At 65.9% G+C, this 21,450-nt stretch carries 20 protein-coding genes; 9 read left to right on the top strand and 11 right to left on the bottom strand.

Going from position 1 to position 21,450, the window contains the following annotated elements; genetic code table 11:
• The first annotated feature begins 41 nt into the window (after window positions 1-41).
• On the top strand, window positions 42-737 hold the full coding sequence (locus ShzoTeo12_RS00390) for a pyrimidine 5'-nucleotidase (RefSeq protein ID WP_119257466.1): 696 nt from the start codon (window positions 42-44) through the stop codon (window positions 735-737).
• Between the two features lie 141 nt (window positions 738-878).
• Window positions 879-1,835 (top strand): EF-hand domain-containing protein, encoded by a 957-nt coding sequence (locus tag ShzoTeo12_RS00385; RefSeq protein WP_318910763.1) that lies wholly within the window; start codon window positions 879-881, stop codon window positions 1,833-1,835.
• Between the two features lie 75 nt (window positions 1,836-1,910).
• Here the strand turns inward: ShzoTeo12_RS00385 and ShzoTeo12_RS00380 are convergent, their stop codons facing one another.
• Window positions 1,911-2,801, bottom strand: a complete 891-nt coding sequence (locus ShzoTeo12_RS00380) for an LOG family protein (protein WP_119257464.1) — start codon at window positions 2,799-2,801, stop codon at window positions 1,911-1,913.
• A gap of 175 nt (window positions 2,802-2,976) precedes the next feature.
• Here ShzoTeo12_RS00380 and dapD point away from each other — a divergent pair, with 175 nt between their 5' ends.
• The 4 genes from dapD (at window position 2,977) to ShzoTeo12_RS00360 (ending at window position 6,086) form a co-directional block, all read left to right on the top strand.
• On the top strand, window positions 2,977-3,834 hold the full coding sequence (dapD, locus tag ShzoTeo12_RS00375; protein WP_119257463.1) for a 2,3,4,5-tetrahydropyridine-2,6-dicarboxylate N-succinyltransferase: 858 nt from the start codon (window positions 2,977-2,979) through the stop codon (window positions 3,832-3,834).
• Window positions 3,835-3,837: 3 nt separating this feature from the next.
• A complete protein-coding gene (locus tag ShzoTeo12_RS00370) occupies window positions 3,838-4,224 on the top strand; it encodes a DUF805 domain-containing protein (RefSeq protein WP_318910762.1) in 387 nt (128 codons plus the stop codon).
• An 85-nt stretch (window positions 4,225-4,309) separates the two neighbouring features.
• On the top strand, window positions 4,310-5,503 hold the full coding sequence (gene dapE / locus ShzoTeo12_RS00365) for a succinyl-diaminopimelate desuccinylase (RefSeq protein ID WP_318912473.1): 1,194 nt from the start codon (window positions 4,310-4,312) through the stop codon (window positions 5,501-5,503).
• Entirely contained in the window at window positions 5,490-6,086 is a 597-nt protein-coding gene (locus tag ShzoTeo12_RS00360) for a hypothetical protein (protein ID WP_318910761.1), read from the top strand. The genes dapE and ShzoTeo12_RS00360 overlap by 14 nt, the downstream gene beginning before the upstream one ends.
• Window positions 6,087-6,193: 107 nt before the next feature.
• On the opposite strand, the gene truA is transcribed toward ShzoTeo12_RS00360, so the two are convergent.
• The 3 genes from truA to def are packed head-to-tail and all read right to left on the bottom strand — an operon-like array spanning window position 6,194 to window position 8,444.
• Window positions 6,194-6,937 carry a tRNA pseudouridine(38-40) synthase TruA gene (gene truA / locus ShzoTeo12_RS00355; protein ID WP_318910760.1) on the bottom strand — a complete coding sequence of 248 codons (744 nt, stop codon included), beginning with the start codon at window positions 6,935-6,937 and terminating at the stop codon, window positions 6,194-6,196.
• The gene (fmt, locus tag ShzoTeo12_RS00350) at window positions 6,937-7,878 is read right to left on the bottom strand and encodes a methionyl-tRNA formyltransferase (protein ID WP_318910759.1); all 942 of its coding nucleotides are present in this window, start codon (window positions 7,876-7,878) and stop codon (window positions 6,937-6,939) included. Before fmt ends, truA begins: the two co-directional genes overlap by 1 nt.
• 41 nt (window positions 7,879-7,919) lie before the next feature.
• On the bottom strand, window positions 7,920-8,444 hold the full coding sequence (gene def / locus ShzoTeo12_RS00345; RefSeq protein WP_119257458.1) for a peptide deformylase: 525 nt from the start codon (window positions 8,442-8,444) through the stop codon (window positions 7,920-7,922).
• A gap of 112 nt (window positions 8,445-8,556) precedes the next feature.
• Here def and ShzoTeo12_RS00340 point away from each other — a divergent pair, with 112 nt between their 5' ends.
• The 3 genes from ShzoTeo12_RS00340 to ShzoTeo12_RS00330 all read left to right on the top strand — a co-directional run bounded on the left by ShzoTeo12_RS00340 (window position 8,557) and on the right by ShzoTeo12_RS00330 (window position 13,318).
• Window positions 8,557-9,750 (top strand): DNA recombination protein RmuC, encoded by a 1,194-nt coding sequence (locus tag ShzoTeo12_RS00340; protein WP_119257457.1) that lies wholly within the window; start codon window positions 8,557-8,559, stop codon window positions 9,748-9,750.
• 44 nt (window positions 9,751-9,794) lie between these two features.
• Window positions 9,795-10,697 (top strand): ribokinase, encoded by a 903-nt coding sequence (locus tag ShzoTeo12_RS00335; RefSeq protein ID WP_318910758.1) that lies wholly within the window; start codon window positions 9,795-9,797, stop codon window positions 10,695-10,697.
• Window positions 10,698-10,981: 284 nt separating this feature from the next.
• Complete coding sequence (locus ShzoTeo12_RS00330; protein WP_318910757.1) at window positions 10,982-13,318, top strand: methyl-accepting chemotaxis protein; 2,337 nt, start codon at window positions 10,982-10,984, stop codon at window positions 13,316-13,318.
• Window positions 13,319-13,584: 266 nt separating this feature from the next.
• On the opposite strand, the gene phoB is transcribed toward ShzoTeo12_RS00330, so the two are convergent.
• The 7 genes from phoB to phoR all read right to left on the bottom strand — a co-directional run bounded on the left by phoB (window position 13,585) and on the right by phoR (window position 21,374).
• The gene (phoB, locus tag ShzoTeo12_RS00325; protein WP_119257454.1) at window positions 13,585-14,268 is read right to left on the bottom strand and encodes a phosphate regulon transcriptional regulator PhoB; all 684 of its coding nucleotides are present in this window, start codon (window positions 14,266-14,268) and stop codon (window positions 13,585-13,587) included.
• Between the two features lie 18 nt (window positions 14,269-14,286).
• Window positions 14,287-15,015 (bottom strand): phosphate signaling complex protein PhoU, encoded by a 729-nt coding sequence (phoU, locus tag ShzoTeo12_RS00320; protein ID WP_119257508.1) that lies wholly within the window; start codon window positions 15,013-15,015, stop codon window positions 14,287-14,289.
• Between the two features lie 50 nt (window positions 15,016-15,065).
• Entirely contained in the window at window positions 15,066-15,881 is an 816-nt protein-coding gene (pstB, locus tag ShzoTeo12_RS00315) for a phosphate ABC transporter ATP-binding protein PstB (RefSeq protein WP_119257453.1), read from the bottom strand.
• A 13-nt stretch (window positions 15,882-15,894) separates the two neighbouring features.
• Window positions 15,895-17,226: a phosphate ABC transporter permease PstA gene (gene pstA, locus ShzoTeo12_RS00310; protein WP_413251108.1), complete on the bottom strand. Its 1,332-nt coding sequence runs from the start codon at window positions 17,224-17,226 to the stop codon at window positions 15,895-15,897.
• Complete coding sequence (gene pstC / locus ShzoTeo12_RS00305) at window positions 17,223-18,707, bottom strand: phosphate ABC transporter permease subunit PstC (protein WP_318910756.1); 1,485 nt, start codon at window positions 18,705-18,707, stop codon at window positions 17,223-17,225. The genes pstA and pstC overlap by 4 nt, the downstream gene beginning before the upstream one ends.
• Before the next feature lie 153 nt (window positions 18,708-18,860).
• The gene (locus ShzoTeo12_RS00300) at window positions 18,861-19,895 is read right to left on the bottom strand and encodes a substrate-binding domain-containing protein (protein ID WP_318910755.1); all 1,035 of its coding nucleotides are present in this window, start codon (window positions 19,893-19,895) and stop codon (window positions 18,861-18,863) included.
• 189 nt (window positions 19,896-20,084) lie between these two features.
• Entirely contained in the window at window positions 20,085-21,374 is a 1,290-nt protein-coding gene (phoR, locus tag ShzoTeo12_RS00295) for a phosphate regulon sensor histidine kinase PhoR (RefSeq protein ID WP_318910754.1), read from the bottom strand.
• Window positions 21,375-21,450 lie beyond the last annotated feature (76 nt).

Genomic DNA, 21,450 nt, shown 5'->3' with positions numbered 1-21,450 from the left:
TTCCGTTTCCCTCGCCCCGGACCCGTGCCATAAGACGGCCCATGACCGATCTTCCGAACAAAGCCGACTTTTCCCATGTGCGTGACTGGGTCTTCGACCTCGACAACACGCTCTATCCGCATCATGTCGATCTCTTCGCCCAGATCGACAAGAACATGACGGCTTACGTCTCGGCCCTGCTCGGCCTGTCGCGCGAGGACGCCCGGGCGCTGCAGAAGCAGTATTATTTCGACCACGGCACCACGCTGAAGGGGCTGATGATCCATCATCGCATCGACCCCGCCGATTTCCTCGAAAAGGCGCATGCGATCGATTACGACGTGCTGTCGCCGGACCTTCCGCTCGGCGAGGCGATCCAGGCGCTGCCCGGCCGCAAGTTCATCTTCACCAATGGCAGCGTGAAGCATGCCGAGATGGCCGCCAGGGCGCTCGGCATCTTCCACCATTTCGACGACGTCTTCGACATCGTGGCGGCGGAATATGTGCCCAAGCCGGCCGGCGAAACCTATGACAAGTTCATGGCGCTGCACCGGGTCGATACCGGCCATGCGGCAATGTTCGAGGACCTGCCGCGCAACCTCGTCGTGCCGAAGGCGCTCGGCATGAAGACCGTGCTGCTCACCCCGCGCGACATCGACCACGAGTTCACCGACGCCTGGGAAAAGCGCACGGACGAGGACAGGCATATCGACTATGCGACCTCGAACCTGACGGCCTTCCTCAACGCGCTGCTTTAAGGCCCGGCCGGCGTGCCTTCTTCCGGACACGGAAAGATCCCTTTCCGGTCATAAGGTTCAATTACCAATTTGTAACTGGCGCCGGCCGGCGTTCCCCCTATCCTGCCCCTCAAGGGACGACGATGGATGAAAGGAACGACCATGGCTAAAAAGGAACTTCTTCTCGGCGCCGTAGCTGCCAGCCTCATGTTCTCGGGCGCAGCCGCCCCGGCCTTCGCCGCCAAGGACAAGCACAAGCATGGCCACCACCATGGCGCGATGATCGAGCGCCTCGACACCGACAAGGACGGCAAGGTCTCGCTCGCCGAGTTCAAGGCGAACGCCTCCGCCGCCTTCAAGGCCTTCGACGCCGACGGCAACGGCCAGGTGACGAAGGACGAGATCAAGGCACGCCGCGAGGCCTTCAAGGACGCCCGCAAGGCCGTTCACGACGCCGCCAAGGCGGACCGGGCGAAGGCCCGCGAGGCGTTGCGCGCCGGCGGCCCCTACATGCTGCCGGGCGCCGGCCGGATGTTCGAAAAGGCCGACACCGACAAGAACGGCACGCTCTCCGAGGCCGAAGTGCTTGCCGTGGCGGAAAAGGCCTTCGAGCGCCGCGACACGAACAAGGACGGCGCCATCGACACGGCGGCTGCCCGGCCCGGCAAGAAGGGCAAGGGCCATCACGGCAAGGATGGCGGGAAGCGCGCCGAGCGCATGCTGAACCGGCTCGACACCGACAAGGACGGCAAGATCTCGCAGGCCGAGATGCTAGCGCGCGCCACGCAGACCTTCCAGCGCCTCGACACCGACGGCAACGGCGAGGTCACCAAGGCCGAGATCGACGCGAAGCGTGAAGCCTTCCGCGATGCCCGCAAGGCTTTCCGCGCGGTGAAGGCGACCGACGGCGAGGCGAAGGACGCCGCCCGCAAGGCGCTGCGCGAAGCCCGGATCGACCGCAGGGGCATGCACATGTTCGAGCGCGCCGACGCCGACAAGAACGGCACCCTGACCAAGGCCGAAATGGAAACCGCCGCCATCGCCATGTTCAAGAAACGCGACCGCAACGGCGACGGCTTCATCACCCTCGACGAGATGGGCAAGCGCGGCGACAAGTAAGCCTTGCCGGCAGCACGTTCGACTGAAACGCCCCGGTTCTGCCGGGGCGTCTTTTCATGAAGCAGGCGCGACCCGTCAGCCGTGCGCCGTTGCGGGCTCGGCTTCCAGGTTTTCGTAAAACTTCACGATGATGTCCCAGGCCTCGTCCGCCGTCTCGACGAACTGCATCAGCTCGACGTCGCCGGGCGCGATGGTGCCGAAGGCGGCGAGCGCGTCGAAATCGATGATCTTGTGCCAGAATTCCTTGCCGAAGAGGATCAGCGGCACCAGCGCCATGCGGCCGGTCTGCATCAGCGTCACCGTCTCGAACAGCTCGTCCAGCGTGCCGAAGCCGCCCGGAAAGACCGTGACGGCCTTGGCGCGCAGCAGGAAGTGCATCTTGCGGACGGCGAAATAGTGGAAGTTGAAGCTGAGCTCCGGCGTGACATAGGGGTTGGGCGCCTGCTCGTGCGGCAGCACGATGTTGAGGCCGATCGAGGGGGCGCCGACATCGGTCGCCCCGCGGTTGCCCGCCTCCATGACGCCCGGCCCGCCGCCGGTGACGACGACATATTCCTTGAAGCCGAGCTCGGCCGACTTCTCCGAGCACATGCGCGCGAACTTGCGCGCCTCCTCGTAATAGACGGAGGCCGCCTCGAGGTTCATGCGCTGCGTCTCGTTGCGCGCCGCCCAGGCCTCCTGGCCGGGGGCGGGAATGCGCGCGCCGCCGAACATGACGACGGTCGACTTGATGCCGCGCTCGGCGAGCATCATCTCGACCTTCAAGAGCTCCAGCTGGAGGCGCACCGGGCGCAGCTCCTCGCGGCAGAGGAAGTCGTCGTCGACATAGGCGAGCCGGTAGGCGGGATTTGCCGATTGCGGCGTCTGCGGCACCACGGCGGCGCGGTGCTTGTCCTGCGCGCTGTCGGCCAACGGATCCCACACGCCATCCTTGCGGCGCAGGTTCTTCTTCTTCAGTCTCGCCATGTCACTTTCCTGCTTTCAACTCTCACGGGATTACCCGTTCGCCCGTGCGACAGTATCTGCCGGAAAGGGGCTTCATCTTTCCCGGCACTTGCTCTAGAGCATTTTGCTGATTGATGAAATCGACCTTCCGGCGTCCCGACAATCGAAAATAAGCCTCGAAGTTTAAGGAATTCCGATGAACACGTCCAACCTCGCCGCCCTTTCCCAAACCATCGACCGCGCCTTCGAGGAACGGGACGGTATCAATACCGGCACGCGCGGCGAAGTGCGCGATGCGGTGGAGACCGCGCTCAACCTGCTCGACAACGGCAAGGCACGCGTCGCCGAGCGCGGCGAGGACGGCAACTGGACGGTGAACCAGTGGCTCAAGAAGGCCGTGCTGCTCTCCTTCCGCCTCAACCCGATGGAGATCGTCAAGGGCGGTCCCGGGGAATCGGCCTGGTGGGACAAGGTGCCCTCCAAGTTCGACGGCTGGAGCGTCAACGAATTCGAGAAGGCCGGGTTCCGCGCCGTGCCGAACTGCGTGGTGCGCCGCTCGGCCTATATCGCGCCGAATGCCATCCTGATGCCCTCCTTCGTCAATCTCGGCGCCTATGTCGGCGAGGGCACGATGGTCGATACCTGGGCGACGGTCGGCTCCTGCGCGCAGATCGGCAAGCATGTACACCTCTCGGGCGGCGTTGGCATCGGCGGCGTGCTGGAGCCCATGCAGGCCGGCCCGACGATCATCGAGGACAATTGCTTCATCGGCGCCCGCTCGGAGGTCGTCGAAGGCTGCATCGTGCGCGAGGGCTCCGTGCTCGGCATGGGCGTCTTCATCGGCAAGTCGACCAAGATCGTCGACCGCGCGACGGGCGAAGTGACCTATGGCGAAGTGCCGCCCTATTCCGTCGTCGTCGCCGGCTCGCTGCCTTCCGACAAGACCATGCCGAACGGCCTCCCGGCCCCCAGCCTCTACTGCGCCGTCATCGTCAAGCGCGTCGACGCCCAGACCCGCTCGAAGACCGGCATCAACGAACTCCTCAGGGATTGATCCATGGCGGCCGGGCAAGAGCGGGGACCGACCCTTGCCTGGCTCTTCTTCGGCTGGTCAGGCCGCCTCAGCCGCGCGCCCTTCGCGCTCGGCTGGGCCTTCTGGCTGATGCTGCTCTCGGCGGCGCTCACCCGCATCGTCGTCGTGCCGAAGGAAGACCCGGCCTTCCTGTTCTGGGCCTTCGCCTTCTTCGTCGTCGCCATCGTCTCGACGGTCTCCTCGATCATGCTGACGATCAAGCGGCTGCACGACATGAACCTGCCGCTGCCGCTGATCGTCTGCCTGTTCATTCCCGCCATCTCCTTCTTCGCGCTCTTCGTCTTCCTTGTCTGGCCCGGCACGCCCGGCCCCAACGACTACGGGCGCCTGCCCGACCGGCCAAAGGCGTGAGCGCGCGCATCGGCTGCGCGTGACAGGCCCCGAACGATCGGCTACACCTCGATTCTCTCCCTTTCAGGTGCCGTGACGCATGCCCATGACCTCCGCCGACCCGATCGAAAATCTCGCAACCCTCATCCGCTGCCCTTCGGTGACGCCGGCCGAAGGCGGCGCGCTGACGGTGCTTGCCGCCATGCTGGAGCCGCTCGGCTTCACGGTGGAGCGCATGGTCGCCAGCGAGCCCGGCATGCCCGATATCGAGAACCTCTATGCCCGCATCGGCACCGAGGGCCCGCACCTGATGTTCGCCGGCCATACGGACGTGGTGCCGGTCGGCGATGCGGCCGCCTGGACGCATGACCCGTTCGGCGCGGAGATTTCCGGCGGCGAGATGTTCGGCCGCGGCGCCGTCGACATGAAGGGCGGCATCGCCTGCTTCGTCGCCGCCGTCGCGCGCCACATCGAGAGAAACGGCCCGCCGAAAGGCTCCGTCTCCTTCCTCATCACCGGCGACGAGGAAGGCCCGGCCGTCAACGGCACCACCAAGCTGCTGCAATGGGCGGCCGAGCGCGGCGAGCGCTGGGATGCCTGCCTCGTCGGCGAGCCGACCAATCCGGACCAGCTCGGCGACATGATCAAGATCGGCCGGCGCGGTTCCGTCTCCGGCACGCTCACCGTGCGTGGCGTGCAGGGCCACGCCGCCTATCCGCACCTTGCCGACAATGCGGTGCGCGGCGTGATCGCGCTCACCGACGCGCTGATGCACCCGCCCTTCGACGCCGGCACGGAGAACTTCCAGCCGTCGAACCTCGAAGTGACGACCATCGACGTCGGCAACCGCGCCACCAACGTCGTGCCGGCCGAGGCGAGCGCCAGCTTCAACATCCGCTTCAACGACGCCTGGACCGCCGAGACGGTGATGGCCGAGATCGTGCGCCGGCTCGACGCCGCCGCGCGGGACGAGAAGCTCCGGCCCGGCCGCGCGCCCGTGCGCTACGACATCAAATGGGCCGAGCGGCCGAGCCATGTCTTCCTGACGCGCAACAACCAGCTCATCGCCTCGCTGTCGGGCGCCGTCGAGGCCGTGACCGGCCGTGCACCGAAGCTCTCGACGACGGGCGGCACCTCCGATGCGCGCTTCATCAAGGACTATTGCCCGGTCGTGGAATTCGGCCTCGTCGGCCAGACCATGCATATGGTGGACGAGCGGGTGGCGGTCGCCGATCTCGAGACGCTGACCGTGATCTACGAGACCTTCATCGCGCGCTGGTTCGGCGATGCCCGGTCTTGACGAGGTCCTCTACTACCTCAACGGCATCTACCTGCTGCTGAAGCAGAAGCAGGAGGGGTTCGGCTGGCTGGACCTGACCTCCCGCGGGCTCGCCCGCTCCTTCTGGGCCTTCGTCTGGTGCCTGCCGGCCTTCGCCGTCATCTGGGCCTCCTGGCGGCTCTACTACCTCGCCGGCATGCCGGCGGGCACGACCGCCGGCCTCGGCTTCCTGAGCAAGGTGCTGCTGATCGAGATCACGGGCTGGCTGATGCCGCTCGTGCTCCTTCTCGCGCTGGCGCGCCCGCTCGGCTACGGCAAGCATCTTGCGACCGTGGTGACGGCGAGCAACTGGATTTCCGTGCCCTTCGCCTATGCCATGGCGCTGCCTGTCGCGCTGTCGCTGATCCTGCCGCAAAGCGTGCTTCTTGCCGGCCTGCTCCTTTACGCCGTGTTCGGCGCGAGCGTCATGCTGCAGTTCCGCCTCGTCTGGATGTGCGTCGGCAAGCAGAACCTGCTGGCGGCGGCGATCACAGCGATCTACGTGCTGCCGCCGATGATCGTCGCGCAGGAATTGCAGCGCGTTCTCGGCACACTGCCCGGCTAGAGCAATTCCAGCAAAAGTGCGCAGCGGTTTTGCGTCCGGAATTGCGTTGAAGCAAATAGCTAGAGCGATTTCGCGATTCCCGGAAAAGCGGAAACGCTCCAGACGGCTCAGTAATCCACGGCCATGAAGTAAAGCCCGTCCGGCGGCGCCACGGGGCCGCAGGCCTTGCGGTCGCGCGCTTCCAGCGCGGCACGCACGTCCTCCACCGTCCACTTGCCCTCGCCCGCCAGCTTCAGCGTGCCGGCGAAGGAACGGATCTGGTTATGCAGGAAGCTCTGCGCCGAGACGCGCATCTCGATCAGTTCGCCGCTGCGCGTCACCTCCAGCCGGTCGATGGTGCGCACAGGGCTGTTCGCCTGGCACTGGGCGGCGCGGAAAGTGGTGAAGTCATGCTTGCCGACGAGCATCTGTCCCGCCGCATGCATGGCCTCATGATCCAGTTCCTTTGCGACGAACCATGCCCGGTTCGCCTCCAGCGCCAGGGGCGCGCGGCGCGAGACGATGCGATAGAGATAATGCCGCTTCTTCGCGGAGAAGCGCGCATCGAAATCGTCCGGCACTTCGGCAGCATCGAGGATCGCGACGCGCTCGCCGGCCATGCCAAGATGCGCGTTGAGGGCGTTCCTCAGCGTGTGCTCCTTCCAGTGCCGCGAAAGATCGGCATGGGCGACCTGCCCCATGGCATGGACACCGGAATCCGTGCGGCCCGCGCCGCGGATCGAGACCGCCTCGCCTGTCAGCGACAGGATCGCCGCCTCGATGGCGCCCTGTACGGAATGACCGTTCTCCTGCCGCTGCCAGCCGACATAGGGCGTGCCGTCATATTCGATGCGAAGCCGGTAGCGCGGCATCAGCCCAGCACCTCGCCGGCCGAAACCGGCGTACCGCGGAGGAACTCCGCCGCGTCGAGCGGCTTGCCGCCCGCCTTCTGCAGACGTACGAGGCGCACCGCGCCCTGCCCGCAGGCAATCGTCAGCCGGTCGTCCAGGACCGTGCCGGCGGGCTTCGACACGCCGTCACCCGCCCGCTCGCTCGCCAGCACCTTCACGCGCTCCTGCTTGCCGGCAATCGGCAGTTCGAACCATGCGCCGGGGAAGGGCGAGAGACCGCGGATATGATTGTGCACATCCTTAGCCGGCTTCGAAAAGTCGATACGGGTTTCGGCCTTGTCGATCTTGGCGGCGTAGAGCACGCCCTCCTCGGCCTGCGGCGTCAGCGGCAGGTCGCCAGCCTCCAGCCTGCCCATGGCCTCGGCCATCAGCACGCCGCCCGTCTGCATCAAGGCATCGTGCAGCGCGCCAGCCGTCATGTTTTCGCCTATGGCAACGCGGCGGGTGAGCGCGACGGGGCCGGTATCGAGGCCCTTGCCCATCTTCATCACCATCATGCCGGTCTCGGCGTCGCCCGCCATGATCGCCCGCTGGATGGGCGCCGCCCCGCGCCAGCGCGGCAGGAGCGAGGCATGGCCGTTATAGCAGCCGAGGTGCGTGCCGGTGAGGATCGCTTCCGGCAGCAGCAGGCCATAGGCAACGACGACCGCGACATCCGCTCCGTGGGCGCGGAAGGCTTCGCGGTCCTCTTCCGCGCGGAAATTGACGGGCGTGAAGACGGGAATGCCGCGCCGCTCGGCCGCCTGGTGCACCGGCGACTTCACCAGTTCGAGGCCGCGGCGGCCGGCCGGGCGCGGCGGCTGCGAATAGACCGCGACGATCTCGTGGCCCGCATCGGCAAGCGCCTCCAGCGTCGGGACGGAGAAATCCGGCGTGCCCATGAAGATGATGCGAAGGGCCATCGGTCAGCCTCCGTGAAAAGAGTGCGGGGCGGCTCGCCGCCTCAGAGCGCCTTGCTGCCGCGCATCTTGGCCGCCTTGGTGAACTTGCGGATCACCATCTCGCGCTTCAGCTTGGAAATATGGTCGATGAACAGCACGCCATTGAGGTGGTCGATCTCGTGCTGGAGGCAGGTCGCCAGCAGGCCCTCGGCCTCCGTCACCTGCTCCTTGCCCTCGCGGTCGAGGTGCCGGACGGTGATCGACGCCGGGCGCTCGACCTCGGCATAATAATCCGGGATCGACAGGCAGCCCTCTTCATAGACCGACCGCGCATCCGACGCGGTGACGATCTCCGGGTTGATGAAGACGAGCGGCTTCTTGTCCTCGCCGTCCTTCGAGACGTCCAGCACGAGCATGCGGCGCGCGACGCCGATCTGGATGGCGGCAAGGCCAATGCCGGGGGCATCGTACATGGTCTCCAGCATGTCGTCGGCGAGCTTCTTCACCTCGCCGTCGATGGTTTCGATGGGCCTGGAAACCTGGCGGAGGATCGGATCGGGAAGGATAATCAGCGGCTTGATGGTCATGTGCCTCCCTTAGCGCGGTTTTTTTGCGCTTTCAATCGACTTCGCCCGAGCCCTGCGCGATTTGTTCACGTTATGATCTGTTTTCCGCCGCAATCCGTGCTATGGTCGCGGCATGATCGATCCCGCCTTCGACACGCTCGTCTCCTCCTTCCTCCACCGGCTCGGCGGCCCCGGCCCGGCCCTGGTGCTGCTTGCGGCCGTGCTGCTGGCGGCCTTCGGCCTCCTTTCCGCACGCCGCAGCCAGGCGCGCCAGCGGGAGGCGGCGGCGATGGCGGACTTACGCTTTTCCGAACTCATGAAGGCGCAGACCGAGATGCAGGGGCGCGTCGCCGCCATGGCGGAGGTGTTCGGCAGCAAACAGGCCGAGACGAACCAGGCGATCAACAGCCGGCTCGACGGGCTGACGCAGCGGCTCGGTCAGTCGATCTCCGAGCAGACCCGGGCGACGCACGAGAACCTGCGCCGCCTGCAGGAGCGGCTGGCGGTGATCGACAATGCCCAGACGAACATCCAGTCACTGGCCAAGGACGTGGTCGGACTGCAGGCCATTCTCTCCAACAAGCAGACGCGCGGCGCCTTCGGCCAGTCGCGCATGGAGACGATCATCGCCGACGCCATGCCGCCCGGCGCCTACCAGTTCCAGGCCCAGCTTTCCAACGGCGTTCGCCCCGATTGCACCATCCGCATGCCGAACGGCCAGCCGCCGCTCGTCGTCGACGCCAAGTTCCCGCTGGAGGCATGGAACGCCATGTCGGACGGGCGCTCGCCCGAGGCCGCGAAGATCGCCGCCCAGCAGTTCCGCCGCGACATGGAGGTGCATATCCGGGACATCTCGGAAAAATACCTCCTTGCCGGCGAAACGCAGGACACCGCCTTCCTCTTCGTGCCCTCGGAATCGATCTTCGCCAGCATCCACGAGAATTTCGAGCCCGTCGTGCAGCGCGCGCACCGCGCCCGCATCGTCATCGTCTCGCCCTCGCTGCTGATGCTTTCCGTGCAGGTGCTGCAGGCGCTGCTCAAGGACCAGCGGATGCGCGAGCAGGCGCATGTCATCCAGGGCGAAGTCGCGCGGCTGATGGACGATTTGACGCGGCTCGACGACCGGGTGCGCAAGCTGCATGGCCATTTCACCTCCGCGCAGAAGGACGTGGACCTGATTCTGACGTCCACGGAGAAGCTTGCACGGCGTGGGGCGCGCATCGGCGATCTCGAATTCGAGACCGTTTCGGAGCTTTCGCACGAACGGGAGAAGGCGGCGGAGAGCCGGACGGGCCAGTTGCGGCTGAGGGTAGTTGACGAGGACTGACCGCCTCGGGCAGTGTCCGGCGGAAACGACAAGGGGCAGCTCTCATGATCACCGTTCTCGGTTCCATCAACATGGACCTCATCGCAACGCCTGAACGCCTGCCGAAACCGGGCGAGACGGTGATGGGCACCAGCTTCACCACCGCCGCCGGCGGCAAGGGCGCCAACCAGGCACTCGCCGCCCGCCGCGCCGGCTCCATGGTGCGCATGGCCGGCGCCGTCGGCGACGACCGGCTGGGGAGCCAGGCGCTCGCCCTCCTCGCCGACGCCGCCGTCGATCTCAATGCCGTGCGCTCGGCGGCGGAAGCGACCGGCACCGCCCATATCCTCGTGGCCGAGGGCGACGGCGAGAATGTCATCGTCGTCGTGCCGGGCGCCAACGGCACCGTCAGCGAGGAGGATGCACGCCGCGCGGTCGGCGCGATGACGCGCGGCGACTATCTGATGCTGCAATTCGAGATCCCCAACACCTCCATCGAGGCCGCGCTCGCCGCCGCCAGGCAGAAGGGCGTCATCTCCATCGTCAACATCGCCCCGTTCAGCGCCGCCACCAAGACGCTCGGCGCGATGGCCGACATCCTAGTCGCCAACGAGACGGAGTTCGACCTCTTCGTCGGCAAGGGCGAGCTTTCGGACGAAGAGCGCGAGGCGACCATGCGGCGCCTGCATGCCGAGAGCGGCCAGACGATCATCGTGACGCTCGGCGCCGACGGTGTCGTCGCCATCCGCAAGAACGAGATCTTCCGCGCGATGGGCCTCAAGATCGAGCCCGTCGACACCGTCGGGGCGGGCGATACGTTCTGCGGCTATCTCGCCGCCTCGCTCGATGCCGGCCTTGCCTTCAAGGATGCGCTGCGCCGCGCAGCGGTCGCCGGCTCGCTCGCCTGCCTCAAGCCCGGAGCGCAGCCCTCCATTCCCTTCGCCTCCGCCGTCGACGCGATGGTCTGACGGGCGGCACAACCGCCGCGTCAGTCGGTTTCGCCGAGCCTATATCAGGCGTCGCATTTTGCCGCGACGCCTGAAAATTCAGCCTGTCGGCGCAGTTCGAAGCCTCGAAACTTGGCTTTTTATTAATATTCTACCGGTTACTGAAATCACCAGATGCCGCCTTCGACAGGCCGGACCGTCTCTGGCGCTGGTCGCGCGCCCCGCACTCCATGATGGAGACCCCGCAATCGAGTGTGCCCCCTTCGCGGCCGGCGGCCGCGGACATATCCCATCGTGAGGATTTCATGTTCAAGTTCCAGGCCAAGTCGCTTGCGACGAAGCTCATCGCGGTCACGGGCGGCACGATTGCCCTCGTCATGCTCGCGTCCAATACCGTTCTCATCAGCCAGTCCCAGAACCGCGTCGCCGATCTCGTCTATTCGGAGGCCGATACGGAGGCCAAGGCGATCGCATCCGACATCGCGACCGATATCGGCCAGCTCGCGAGCGCCGCGCGCTCCATGGCCGGTGTGATCGAGCAAGGCCATTCCGGCGGGCATTTCGACCGCAAGGAAGTCGTCGACATCATCAAGGCGAATGCGGAGAAGAACAGCTTCGCGCTCGGAAGCTGGTTCGCCGAGGAGCCGAATGCCTTCGACGGCAAGTCGCGCGAGACGGCCGAGGATCTGGCGACCGGCACCTTCAAGGACGGCTCGTTCAACCCCTACTGGACGAAGCGCAAGGACGGCTCGATCACGCTCTCCACCTTCGAATCCGACTACAAGGCCGAGTGGTATGCACTCGCCGCCGGCAGCGGCAAGGGCGCGATGAGCCAGCCCTACAAGGAAAGCTCCACCGGTGAAGGCTTCACCATGGCCTCGATCGCCTTCCCGGTCGTCTCCGGCGGCAAGCGCATCGGCGTCACCGGCATCGACGTCTCGCTGAAGACGCTCTACGACAAGCTCAGCAAGCTCAAGCCCTTCGGCGAAGGCCGCGTGCTGCTCCTCTCCCAGACCGGCAAATGGATCGTCGCCCCCACCGAAGACCTCCTGATGAAGGAATATGACGGCGAGGGCCTCGATGTCGTCAAGAAGGCGCTCGCCAGCGGCGAGGCCGGCCGCGTCGAGAACCTTTCCTTCGGCGAGCTTTCCGCCTTCGACCGCGTCGTCTATCCCTTCGCCCTGCCGGACATCAACACGAGCTGGGTCGTCCTCGTCGACGTGCCGCGCGCGGCAATCACCGCCCCGATCCACGAACAGACCACGATGATGATCGTCGGCGGCCTCCTCGTGCTCGGCGCCGTGCTGGCCGGCCTCTATTTCGCCGTGCGCTTCTTCGTGCAGAAGCCGCTCGCCGGCCTCGTCAGCGACGTCGCGACGCTCAGCGACGGCGTCTATACGCAGCCGGTCTCCGGCCAGCAGCGCTCGGACGAGACGGGTTCGGTAGCAAAGGCCCTCGAAGGCTTCCGCCACCAGCTCGCCGATACCAAGCGCCTCGAAGCCGAAGCCACCAACCAGCGCCAGCTCACCGAAGCCGAACGCAACCGTTCGGAAGCCGAGCGCACTGAGGCAAGCGCCCTGCAGCGCGACATCGTCGCCCGTCTCGGCGACGGCCTCGCCCAGCTTTCGTCCGGCAACCTGACCTTCCGTCTTTCCGGCGACTTCCCGGGCGAGTACGGCAAGCTCAAGACCGATTTCAACTCGGCCATCGCCAGCCTCGAGGAGACGATCCAGACGGTCAACGCCTCGGTCGGCAATATCGGCGGCGGCACGAGCGAGATCTCCAAGGGCGCGGCCGACCTTTCGCACCGCACCGAGCAGCAGGCGGCCAGCCTGGAGGAGACCGCCGCGGCGCTCGACGAATTGACCTCGCAGGTCAATTCCAGCGCCGAGAACGCCCGCGTCGCCGCCAAGTCCGTCGATACGGCCAGCAACGACGCCAGCAAGTCCGGCGAAGTGGTGCAGAAGGCGATCGACGCCATGCGCGGCATCGAAAGCTCCTCGCACGAGATCTCCAACATCATCGGCGTCATCGACGACATCGCCTTCCAGACCAACCTTCTTGCGCTCAATGCGGGCGTGGAAGCGGCGCGTGCCGGCGAAGCCGGCAAGGGCTTCGCGGTCGTCGCCCAGGAAGTGCGTGAACTCGCCCAGCGCTCGGCCAATGCCGCCAAGGAGATCAAGACACTGATCAACACCTCCGAGGTGCAGGTCCGCGAGGGTGTCGATCTCGTCGGCAAGGCCGGCGGCGCGCTGGAGAACATCGCCGAGCAGGTCATCCAGATCAACGGCCTCATCCGCCAGATCTCGTCCTCGGCCTCCGAGCAGGCCGTCGGCCTCAAGGAGATCAACTCGGCCGTCAACCAGATGGACCAGGTCACGCAGCAGAACGCCGCGATGGTGGAGGAAACCACCGCCGCCTCGATGGCGCTCAACGACGAGGCGCAGACGCTGAAGGCGCTTGTCGCCCGCTTCCGCGCCGGCGCCGCGGCCATGGCCGCCCAGCAGCCGGTCCAGCAGGCCATGCGCCCGCAGGCCCAGCCGCAGCGTGCCGCCTACCAGGCCCCGCGCAGCGCGGCCCGCGCCATCCCGCAGGTCGCCGGCAACACGGCGCTCGCGCAGGATGACTGGGAAGAGTTCTGAGACCTGGCGACAGGAATGAAGAAAAAGAGGCCGGCGGAAACGCCGGCCTTTTTGTTGACGGCCCTCGCTCCTCCGTCAACGTCGTCCTCGGCCTTGTGCCGAGGATCTGCCAACGCATCGGAAAACAGAAACGTTGCAGATGCTCGGGACGGGCCGGAGCATGAAGGAGAGGGTTTCGGGTTTGCCAGAAGCGCTGGCCGGAAGCCTCCTAAACGCAAACAGGCCCCGAAGGGCCCATTTCCGTCCTTGGGAGGAAGTTCGTCCGGTCAGGTTTCCAGCGAGTAGCCGGCACCGCGGACCGTGCGGATGACATCCTGCATATTGGCGAAGTTGAGCGCCTTGCGCAGGCGGCCGACATGGACGTCGACGGTACGCTCGTCGACATAGATGTCGTGGCCCCAGACGCCGTCAAGGAGCTGCGAGCGCGAGAAGACGCGGCCGGGCGACGTCATCAGGAATTCCAGGAGGCGGAATTCCGTCGGGCCGAGGCGGACTTCGCGGGTGCGGCGGTGGACGCGGTGCGTGTCGCGGTCGAGCTCGATGTCGCCGCAGCGCAGCACCGTCGAGACGACCTCGGGCTTGGCCCTGCGCAGCATGGCGCGCACGCGGGCGACCAGCTCCGGCGTCGAGAAGGGCTTCACCACATAGTCGTCCGCGCCGGTGGCAAGGCCGCGCACGCGCTCGCTCTCCTCGCCGCGCGCCGTCAGCATGATGATCGGCAGGCGCTCGGTCTCGGGCCGCTGGCGCAGGCGCCGGCAGAGCTCGATGCCGGAAACGCCGGGCAGCATCCAGTCGAGGATGAGAAGGTCCGGCATGCGCTCCTGCAGACGCATCTCGGCCTCGTCGCCGGAGAGGATCGTGTCGACCTCGAAGCCCTCGGCTTCGAGGTTGTAGCGCAGGAGGACGCTGAGCGCCTCCTCGTCTTCGACGACGGCTATTCTGGGCACCATGTATCGAACCCTACTCGCTTACTCGGAGGCGTCGGCAACGTCGGCGGCAACGACGGAGGTCGAGGTATCGTCCTTCGGACGCTCGCCTTCCGGCTGCGAGCCGGTCGCCATGTAATAGATGGTTTCGGCGATGTTGGTCGCGTGGTCACCGATGCGCTCGATGTTCTTGGCGCAGAACAGGAGATGGGTGCAGGGCGTGATGTTGCGCGGGTCTTCCATCATGTAGGTCAGGAGTTCGCGGAACAGCGAGGTGTAGATCGCGTCGATCTCGTCGTCGCGCTCGCGGATGGCCTTGGCCTTGTCCACCGAGCGGGTGGCGAAGACGTCGAGCACTTCCTTGAGCTGCATCAGGGCGAGCTCGGCCAGGTGCTCCAGGCCGCGGGCGAGCTTGCGGGGCATGCCCGAGCTCTGCACGGCGATGACGCGCTTGGCGGTGTTCTTGCCGAGGTCGCCGACGCGCTCCAGCTCGGCCGCGATGCGGATCGTGCCCATGATCTCGCGCAGGTCCGCCGCCATCGGCTGGCGCTTGGCGATGGTGACGATGGCCTTCTCGTTGATCTGGCGCTCGGCATTGTCGAGGATCACGTCTTCCGAGATGACCTTCTGGGCCAGCGCCGCATCCGCGGTGACGAGGGCGCGGACGGATTCGGACACCATCTGCTCGGCGGTGCCGCCCATCTCGGAGATGCGGCGGGAGAGGTACTTCAGTTCTTCGTCATAGATCGAGACGATATGGGTCGATGTCATGGCTTTATCCTTGATGCGCGCGGACATTCGGGGCTTTGGCGACAAGAACGTCAGCCGAAGCGGCCCATGATGTAGTCCTGCGTGCGCTGGTCGTCCGGGTTGGTGAACATCTTGTCGGTGTCGTTCTCCTCGACGAGGTTGCCGAGGTGGAACATGGCGGTGCGCTGCGAGACGCGGGCCGCCTGCTGCATGGAGTGCGTCACGATGACGATGGTGAAGTTGGCGCGCAGCTCGTGGATCAGCTCCTCGACCTTGGCGGTCGCGATGGGGTCGAGCGCCGAGCAGGGCTCGTCCATCAGGATGACTTCCGGGCTGACGGCGACGGCGCGGGCGATGCACAGGCGCTGCTGCTGGCCGCCGGAAAGGCCGGTGCCGCTTTCATGCAGGCGATCCTTCACTTCGTTCCACAGACCCGCCTTCTGGAGGCTCTGCTCGACGATGGCGTCCATGTCGGCCTTGGCTTTCGCAAGGCCGTGGATGCGCGGGCCGTAGGCGACGTTCTCGTAGATCGACTTCGGGAACGGGTTCGGCTTCTGGAAGACCATGCCGACGCGCGCGCGCAGCTCCACCACGTCGATGTTCGGATCGTAGATATCGTCCGTGTCGAGCGTGATGCGGCCGGTGACGCGGCAGCCGTCGATGGTATCGTTCATGCGGTTCAGCGTGCGCAGGAACGTCGACTTGCCGCAGCCCGACGGGCCGATGAGGGCGGTCACGGTGTTCTCGCGGACATTGAGGTTGACGTCGTAGAGGGCGCGCTTCTCGCCGTAATAGACCGAGACGTCCTTGCCGATCATCTTGTAGGAAATGTCGTTCATTTTCTTGTCCAGCGCTTTCTCGACTGCTGCTTCTGACATCATGTTCATAGGATCGGTCCTTCTACCAGCGCCGTTCGAAGCGGCGGCGCAGCAGGATGGCGCCGACGTTCATGAGGATGAGGAAGATGAGGAGCACGATGATGGCTCCCGACGTGCGCTCCACGAAGGCGCGCTCGGCCTCGTTCGCCCACATGTAGATCTGCACCGGAAGCGCCGTCGACGGATCGAGGGGCGTTGCCGGGACGTCGGCGACGAAGGCGACCATGCCGATGAGGAGGAGCGGCGCGGTCTCGCCCAGCGCGTGGGCAAGGCCGATGATCGTGCCCGTCAGGATGCCGGGCATGGCGAGCGGCAGGACGTGGTGGAACACGGTCTGCATCTTCGAGGCGCCGAGGCCCAGCGCCGCCGAGCGAATCGACGGGGGCACGGCCTTCAGCGCCGCGCGGGTCGCGATGATGATCGTCGGCAGCGTCATCAGCGTCAGCACCAGGCCGCCGACGAGGGCCGCCGAGCGCGGGAAGCCCGCGAAGTTGACGAAGACGGCAAGGCCCAGCAGACCGTAGACGATGGAGGGCACGGCCGCGAGGTTGTTGATGTTCACCTCGATGAGGTCCGTGAAGCGGTTCTTCGGGGCGAACTCTTCCAGATAGATCGAGGCGGCGACGCCGATGGGCAGCGACAGCACGAGCACGATCAGCATCATGTAGAGCGAGCCGACGAGTGCGACGCCGACGCCGGCGGCTTCCGGACGGCTCGATGCGCCGTTAACGAAGAGGCCGGTGTTGAAGTGCTTGGAGAGCGCGCCGCTTTCGGCAAGCGTGTTCATCCAGCCGACCTGCTTGTCGGAGACCTTGCGGTTGTTTTCCGGCACGGAGAGGTCGATCTGGCCCTTGAAGGCAGAGTCGAGATCGCCGTGGGCGAGGAAGGTCACGGTCTGCGTCGTGCCGATGATGGAAGGATCGGCGGTGACGAGGTTGCGGAACTGGACGCGGACGCTGTCCGAGATCATGCCGTTGACGGCCTTCAGGCCGGCGCGGTCGTCCTCGCTGACGCCGAGGACCTTGGCGAGCGCATTGCGGGCGACGACCGGGTAATTGGCCGAGACCAGCTTCTGCGGGTTCGTGGCGCGCTCGTTGTTCTTGTCGATGATCTGTTCGGAGAACTCGACCGGGATCGTGATCATCGACTGCTGGAACGCCGTGTAGCCTTTGGAGACCACTGAGAACAGCAGGAGGAAGAGGAAGAGCAGGCCGAAACCGATGGCGGCCATGCCGAAGAGGCGGAAGCGGCGTTCGGCGGCATAGCGGCGACGAAGGCCGATATCGCGGCGTTCGGGCGCGGCGGAGATGCCGATGGCGGGGCTCGTGGAGGACATGGGGGAGACCTGGCTCATTCGTACTGCTCCCGGTATTTGCGCACGATGTAAAGGGCGTAGATGTTGAGGCAAAGCGTGATGACGAAGAGCGTGATGCCGAGCGCGAAGGCCACCAGCGTCTGCGGCGAGGTGAATTCGAGGTCGCCCGTCAGCTGGTTGACGATCTTGACCGTCACCGTCGTCATCGGCTCGAAGGGATTGAGCTGCATGCGGGCGGCGACGCCCGCGGCGAGCACCACGATCATGGTCTCGCCGATGGCGCGCGAGGCGGTCATCAGCAGCGCGCCGACGATGCCCGGCAGGGCCGCCGGCAGGATGACGCGCTTGATCGTTTCGGAGCGCGTGGCGCCGAGGCCGAGCGAGCCGTCACGCAGCGCCCGCGGCACGGCGGTGATGATGTCGTCCGACAGCGAGGAGACGTAGGGGATCAGCATGATGCCCATGACGAAGCCGGCGGTCAGGACGCTCTGCGCCTGGATGAAGTTCGAGTAATTGCCCGTGACGAGGCCGTTGAGCTGGGCGGAGATATCGCGCAGGAACGGGCCGACCGTGATGAGGGCGAAGAAGCCGTAGACGATGGTCGGGATGCCGGCGAGCACTTCGAGCAGGGGCTTTGCGACCGAGCGGACGGTGCGCGAGGCATATTCCGACATGTAGATGGCGGCGAAGAGGCCGACCGGCACGGCGACCAGCATGGCGACGAAGCCGATATAGAGCGTGCCGGCGAGCAGCGGAAGCAGGCCGAACTGGCCGGAGGAGGCCGTCGCGCCCGCCGCGGCGAAGCGCGGATCCCAGACCGTGCCGAAGAAGAACTCCCAGGCCGGAACCATGTTGAAGAAGTGGGTGGCCTCCGTCAGCATCGAGGCGACGATGCCGATCGTCGTCAGGATGGCGATGGAGGAGGCGCCGATCAGGGCCGCCAGCATCACGCCCTCGACGCGATTGCGGGCGCGGAAACGCGGCGCGATGGCGCGGTAGGAGAGGACGGCGCCGACAAGGGCCGAAAGCATGACGAGGGCCGACAGGATGGTGCTGCTGGTCGTGGTCATGCGGTTGAGGTCGTCGGCGGACTTCAGCATGTAGGGCGCGGGATCGGCCGCCAGCGGCACGCCCTTGCCGGCGAGCACCGTGCGGGCGGTCGCGGCGTCGGCGAACACCGCCTGGCGCTCTTCCACCGAAAGCAGCCTGAAGCCGCGGGCGATGGCGCCGATCATGTTGTAGTTGAGGTTCTGCGTCGCCTGCGGCTCGGCCTTCACCTCGTCGGGGAAGCCGGCGCGGACGGTCGAGCCGATATAGATCGGGCTCGCGATGATCCAGACCAGCAGTACGATGACCGCCGGCAGCATGGACCAGATGGCGACGAAGGCGCCGTAGTAGCCCGGCCGCGAATGCAGGCTGGAGGACTTGCCGCCGGCAAGCGCATTGGCGCGCCAGCTGCCCGCCAGATAGCCCGCCACGCCGATCACGGCGACGATAAGCAATAGTATGGAAATACTCATTTCGGAAATTCCCCCGGCGAGATCATCCGCGCAGTCATTCTGTGTGTCGCAAGGTTCGACAGGCGCCCCATTCCCGGTCGAAGACCATGACTGGGCGTCGCCGCCCGGAAGAGAGCGGCGGGCGCGGTCTTGAGACCGCGCCCGCTAAAGTCATTACATGATCTTGCCGTCGGCGAAGGCCTTGCGAACGGTGTCGCGCTCGGCATCGGGAGCCGGGACGAGACCGTATTCAGCCAGCGGGGAGTCCGGGCCGATCATGTCGTCGTTCGTGAAGAACTCGACATATTCCTTCAGGCCCGGGATGACGCCGAGATGCGCCTTCTTGACGTAGAAGAACAGCGGGCGGGAAACCGGGTATTCGCCGGAAGCGATCGTCTCGGTCGAGGGAACGATGCCGCTGACGGTCGCGACCTTCAGCTTGTCGGCGTTGTTTTCGTAGAAGGACAGGCCGAAGACGCCGATGCCGGACTTGTTGGCGGCGATGCGGGCGAGCGTTTCGGTGTAGTCGCCGTCGATGTCGACAGCCAGACCGTCCTTGCGAACGGCGATGCACTTGGCATGCTGCTCGTCCTTGTCGGCAACGGCGGCCTTGATCACTTCGGCAGCGCCGGTGGCTTCGCAGCCGGCAGCCAGCATCTTCTCGTCGAAGACTTCACGCGTGCCGTGCTTTTCGCCCGGGATGTAAGCGGCGATCTCGACGTCCGGCAGATCCTTGTTGACTTCCGACCACTTCTTGTAGGGGTTGGCGACGAGCTTGCCGTCGACGACGACTTCGGCGGCGAGCGCAAGGTAGACGTCCTTCGGCTCGAGCTTCAGGTCGGCATTGCCGCTGTCGGTGGCGAAGACGATGCCGTCATAGCCGATCTTGACTTCCTGGATCTCGGTGACGCCGGCAGCCTTGCAGGCCTCGACTTCGCTGCCCTTCATCGGGCGCGACGCATTGGCGATGTCGATGGTGTCCGGGCCGACGCCCTTGCAGAATTCCTTGAGGCCGCCGCCGGTGCCGCCGGATTCGACGATCGGCGTCTTGAAGTCCGGATAGGTTTCGCCGAACGATTCGGCGACGATCTTGGCGTAAGGAAGAACGGTGGACGAGCCGGCGATCTGAATCTGGTCGCGCGCAACGGCAACGCCGGCGAAGGCTGCGGAGGCAACGAGCGCCGCGACAGTGAGCTTAAGAGATTTCATCTGGGTTCTCCCGAAGAGGACGTGTGTTGGAAGCGCGCGGTTCGCGCTCTCTGCCGTTGACCGGCGGCCCTTCTCTAAACCCCGATCGCCATCCCTTTTATGTCACTTTGACGAAACATTTGTGACAAGCTAAATATCTGAAAATACTATAATATTTCCGACAAAAAGACGAACGCGCCGTCCTTTGTGTCAGAATTTGACGGTAAAGACCGTTCCCTTGCCCACCTCGGACTTCACCACGAGGCGCGCCTTGTGGCGCGTGAGGATGTGCTTGACGATGGCAAGCCCGAGGCCGGTGCCCTTCTTGGAACGGCTCGCCTCCACATTGACCCGGTAGAAACGCTCGGTGATGCGCGGCACATGCTCGGGCGGGATGCCGGGGCCGTAGTCGGTGACGGAAAGCTCGGCGGGCGCGCCCTCCCCGCCCGACAGCGCCACGTCCACCCGCTTGCCTTCCTGGCCGTATTTGCAGGCATTTTCGAGAAGGTTCTCGAAGACCTCGACCAGTTCGTCGCGGTCGCCGGCAACGGTCACGGGATGCGCCGGCAGGTCGAGAGCGATCTCGACGCCGAGGTCGCTCGCGAGCGGCTGCAGGCTGTCGCGGACATGGCCGAGCAGCGGCACGAGGTCCACCGTCTGGTCGGGCGCGAGGTTCGAGCGCAGTTCCAGGCGGGAAAGCGAGAGCAGGTCGTCGACGAGGCGGCTCATGCGCGTCGCCTGCTCGTGCATGATGGTAAGGAAGCGCTCATGCGCCTTGAGGTCGTTCCTCGCCGGGCCCTGCAGCGTCTCGATGAAGCCGCGCAGCGAAGCGAGCGGCGTGCGCAGCTCGTGGCTGGCATTGGCGATGAAGTCGGAGCGCATGCGGTCGATACGGCGAGCCTGCGAGACGTCGCGGAAGGTCAGCAGCCAGAGCGGCTCGGTGGTGGGGCCGGCAAGCGGGGCGACGCGCACGACATAGACCGTTTCGGAGGGAAGACGCTCGGCATGCTCGGTTTCCCGCGGCTGGCCGGAGCCGATGGCATCGCGCACCATATCGAGGATGCCGGGTGCGCGGATGCGGCCGGCAAGGTCGCTGCCCTGCGGGATCTGCCCGAAGATCGCCTCGGCGGCGCGGTTCTGCAGCTTCACGGTCTCGCGGGCGGAAAGGAGAAGCGCCGGCGCGTCGAGCGCGCCGAGAACGGCCGAGATGGGAGTGAGATCTTCCGCCGGCGGGGCGGCCTCCACGACGGGCGCTGCCGGCGCCACCGCCATCGTGCGACGGCCTGCCTCGACGGCGCGGCGTTCCATCCGCAGCAATCCGGCGATGACGAGGAGCAGCACCGCGAAGGACACCCAGCCGAGATGCAGGCCTGCAAGCCACATCATGAAGCCGACGAAGACGGCGGAGGCAATGAGAACGCGTTCGCCCCACAGTTGCGTCGCCAGCCATCCGAGGCCCGTGCGCTGATCCGTCACGACCACCCATTCCCTTGCAAGCATCGTAGCCTCCACGCCTCCATGATTCTCCATGGATAGCGCGGCTTCATGACATGTTTTTCACGGCCGGCTTGAATTC

It is taken from the genome of Shinella zoogloeoides, assembly GCF_033705735.1.
Classification (GTDB): Bacteria; Pseudomonadota; Alphaproteobacteria; order Rhizobiales; family Rhizobiaceae; genus Shinella; species Shinella zoogloeoides_A.
Note: the sequence above shows the minus strand (reverse complement) of the source record. Positions and strands in the feature narration are given on the sequence as shown.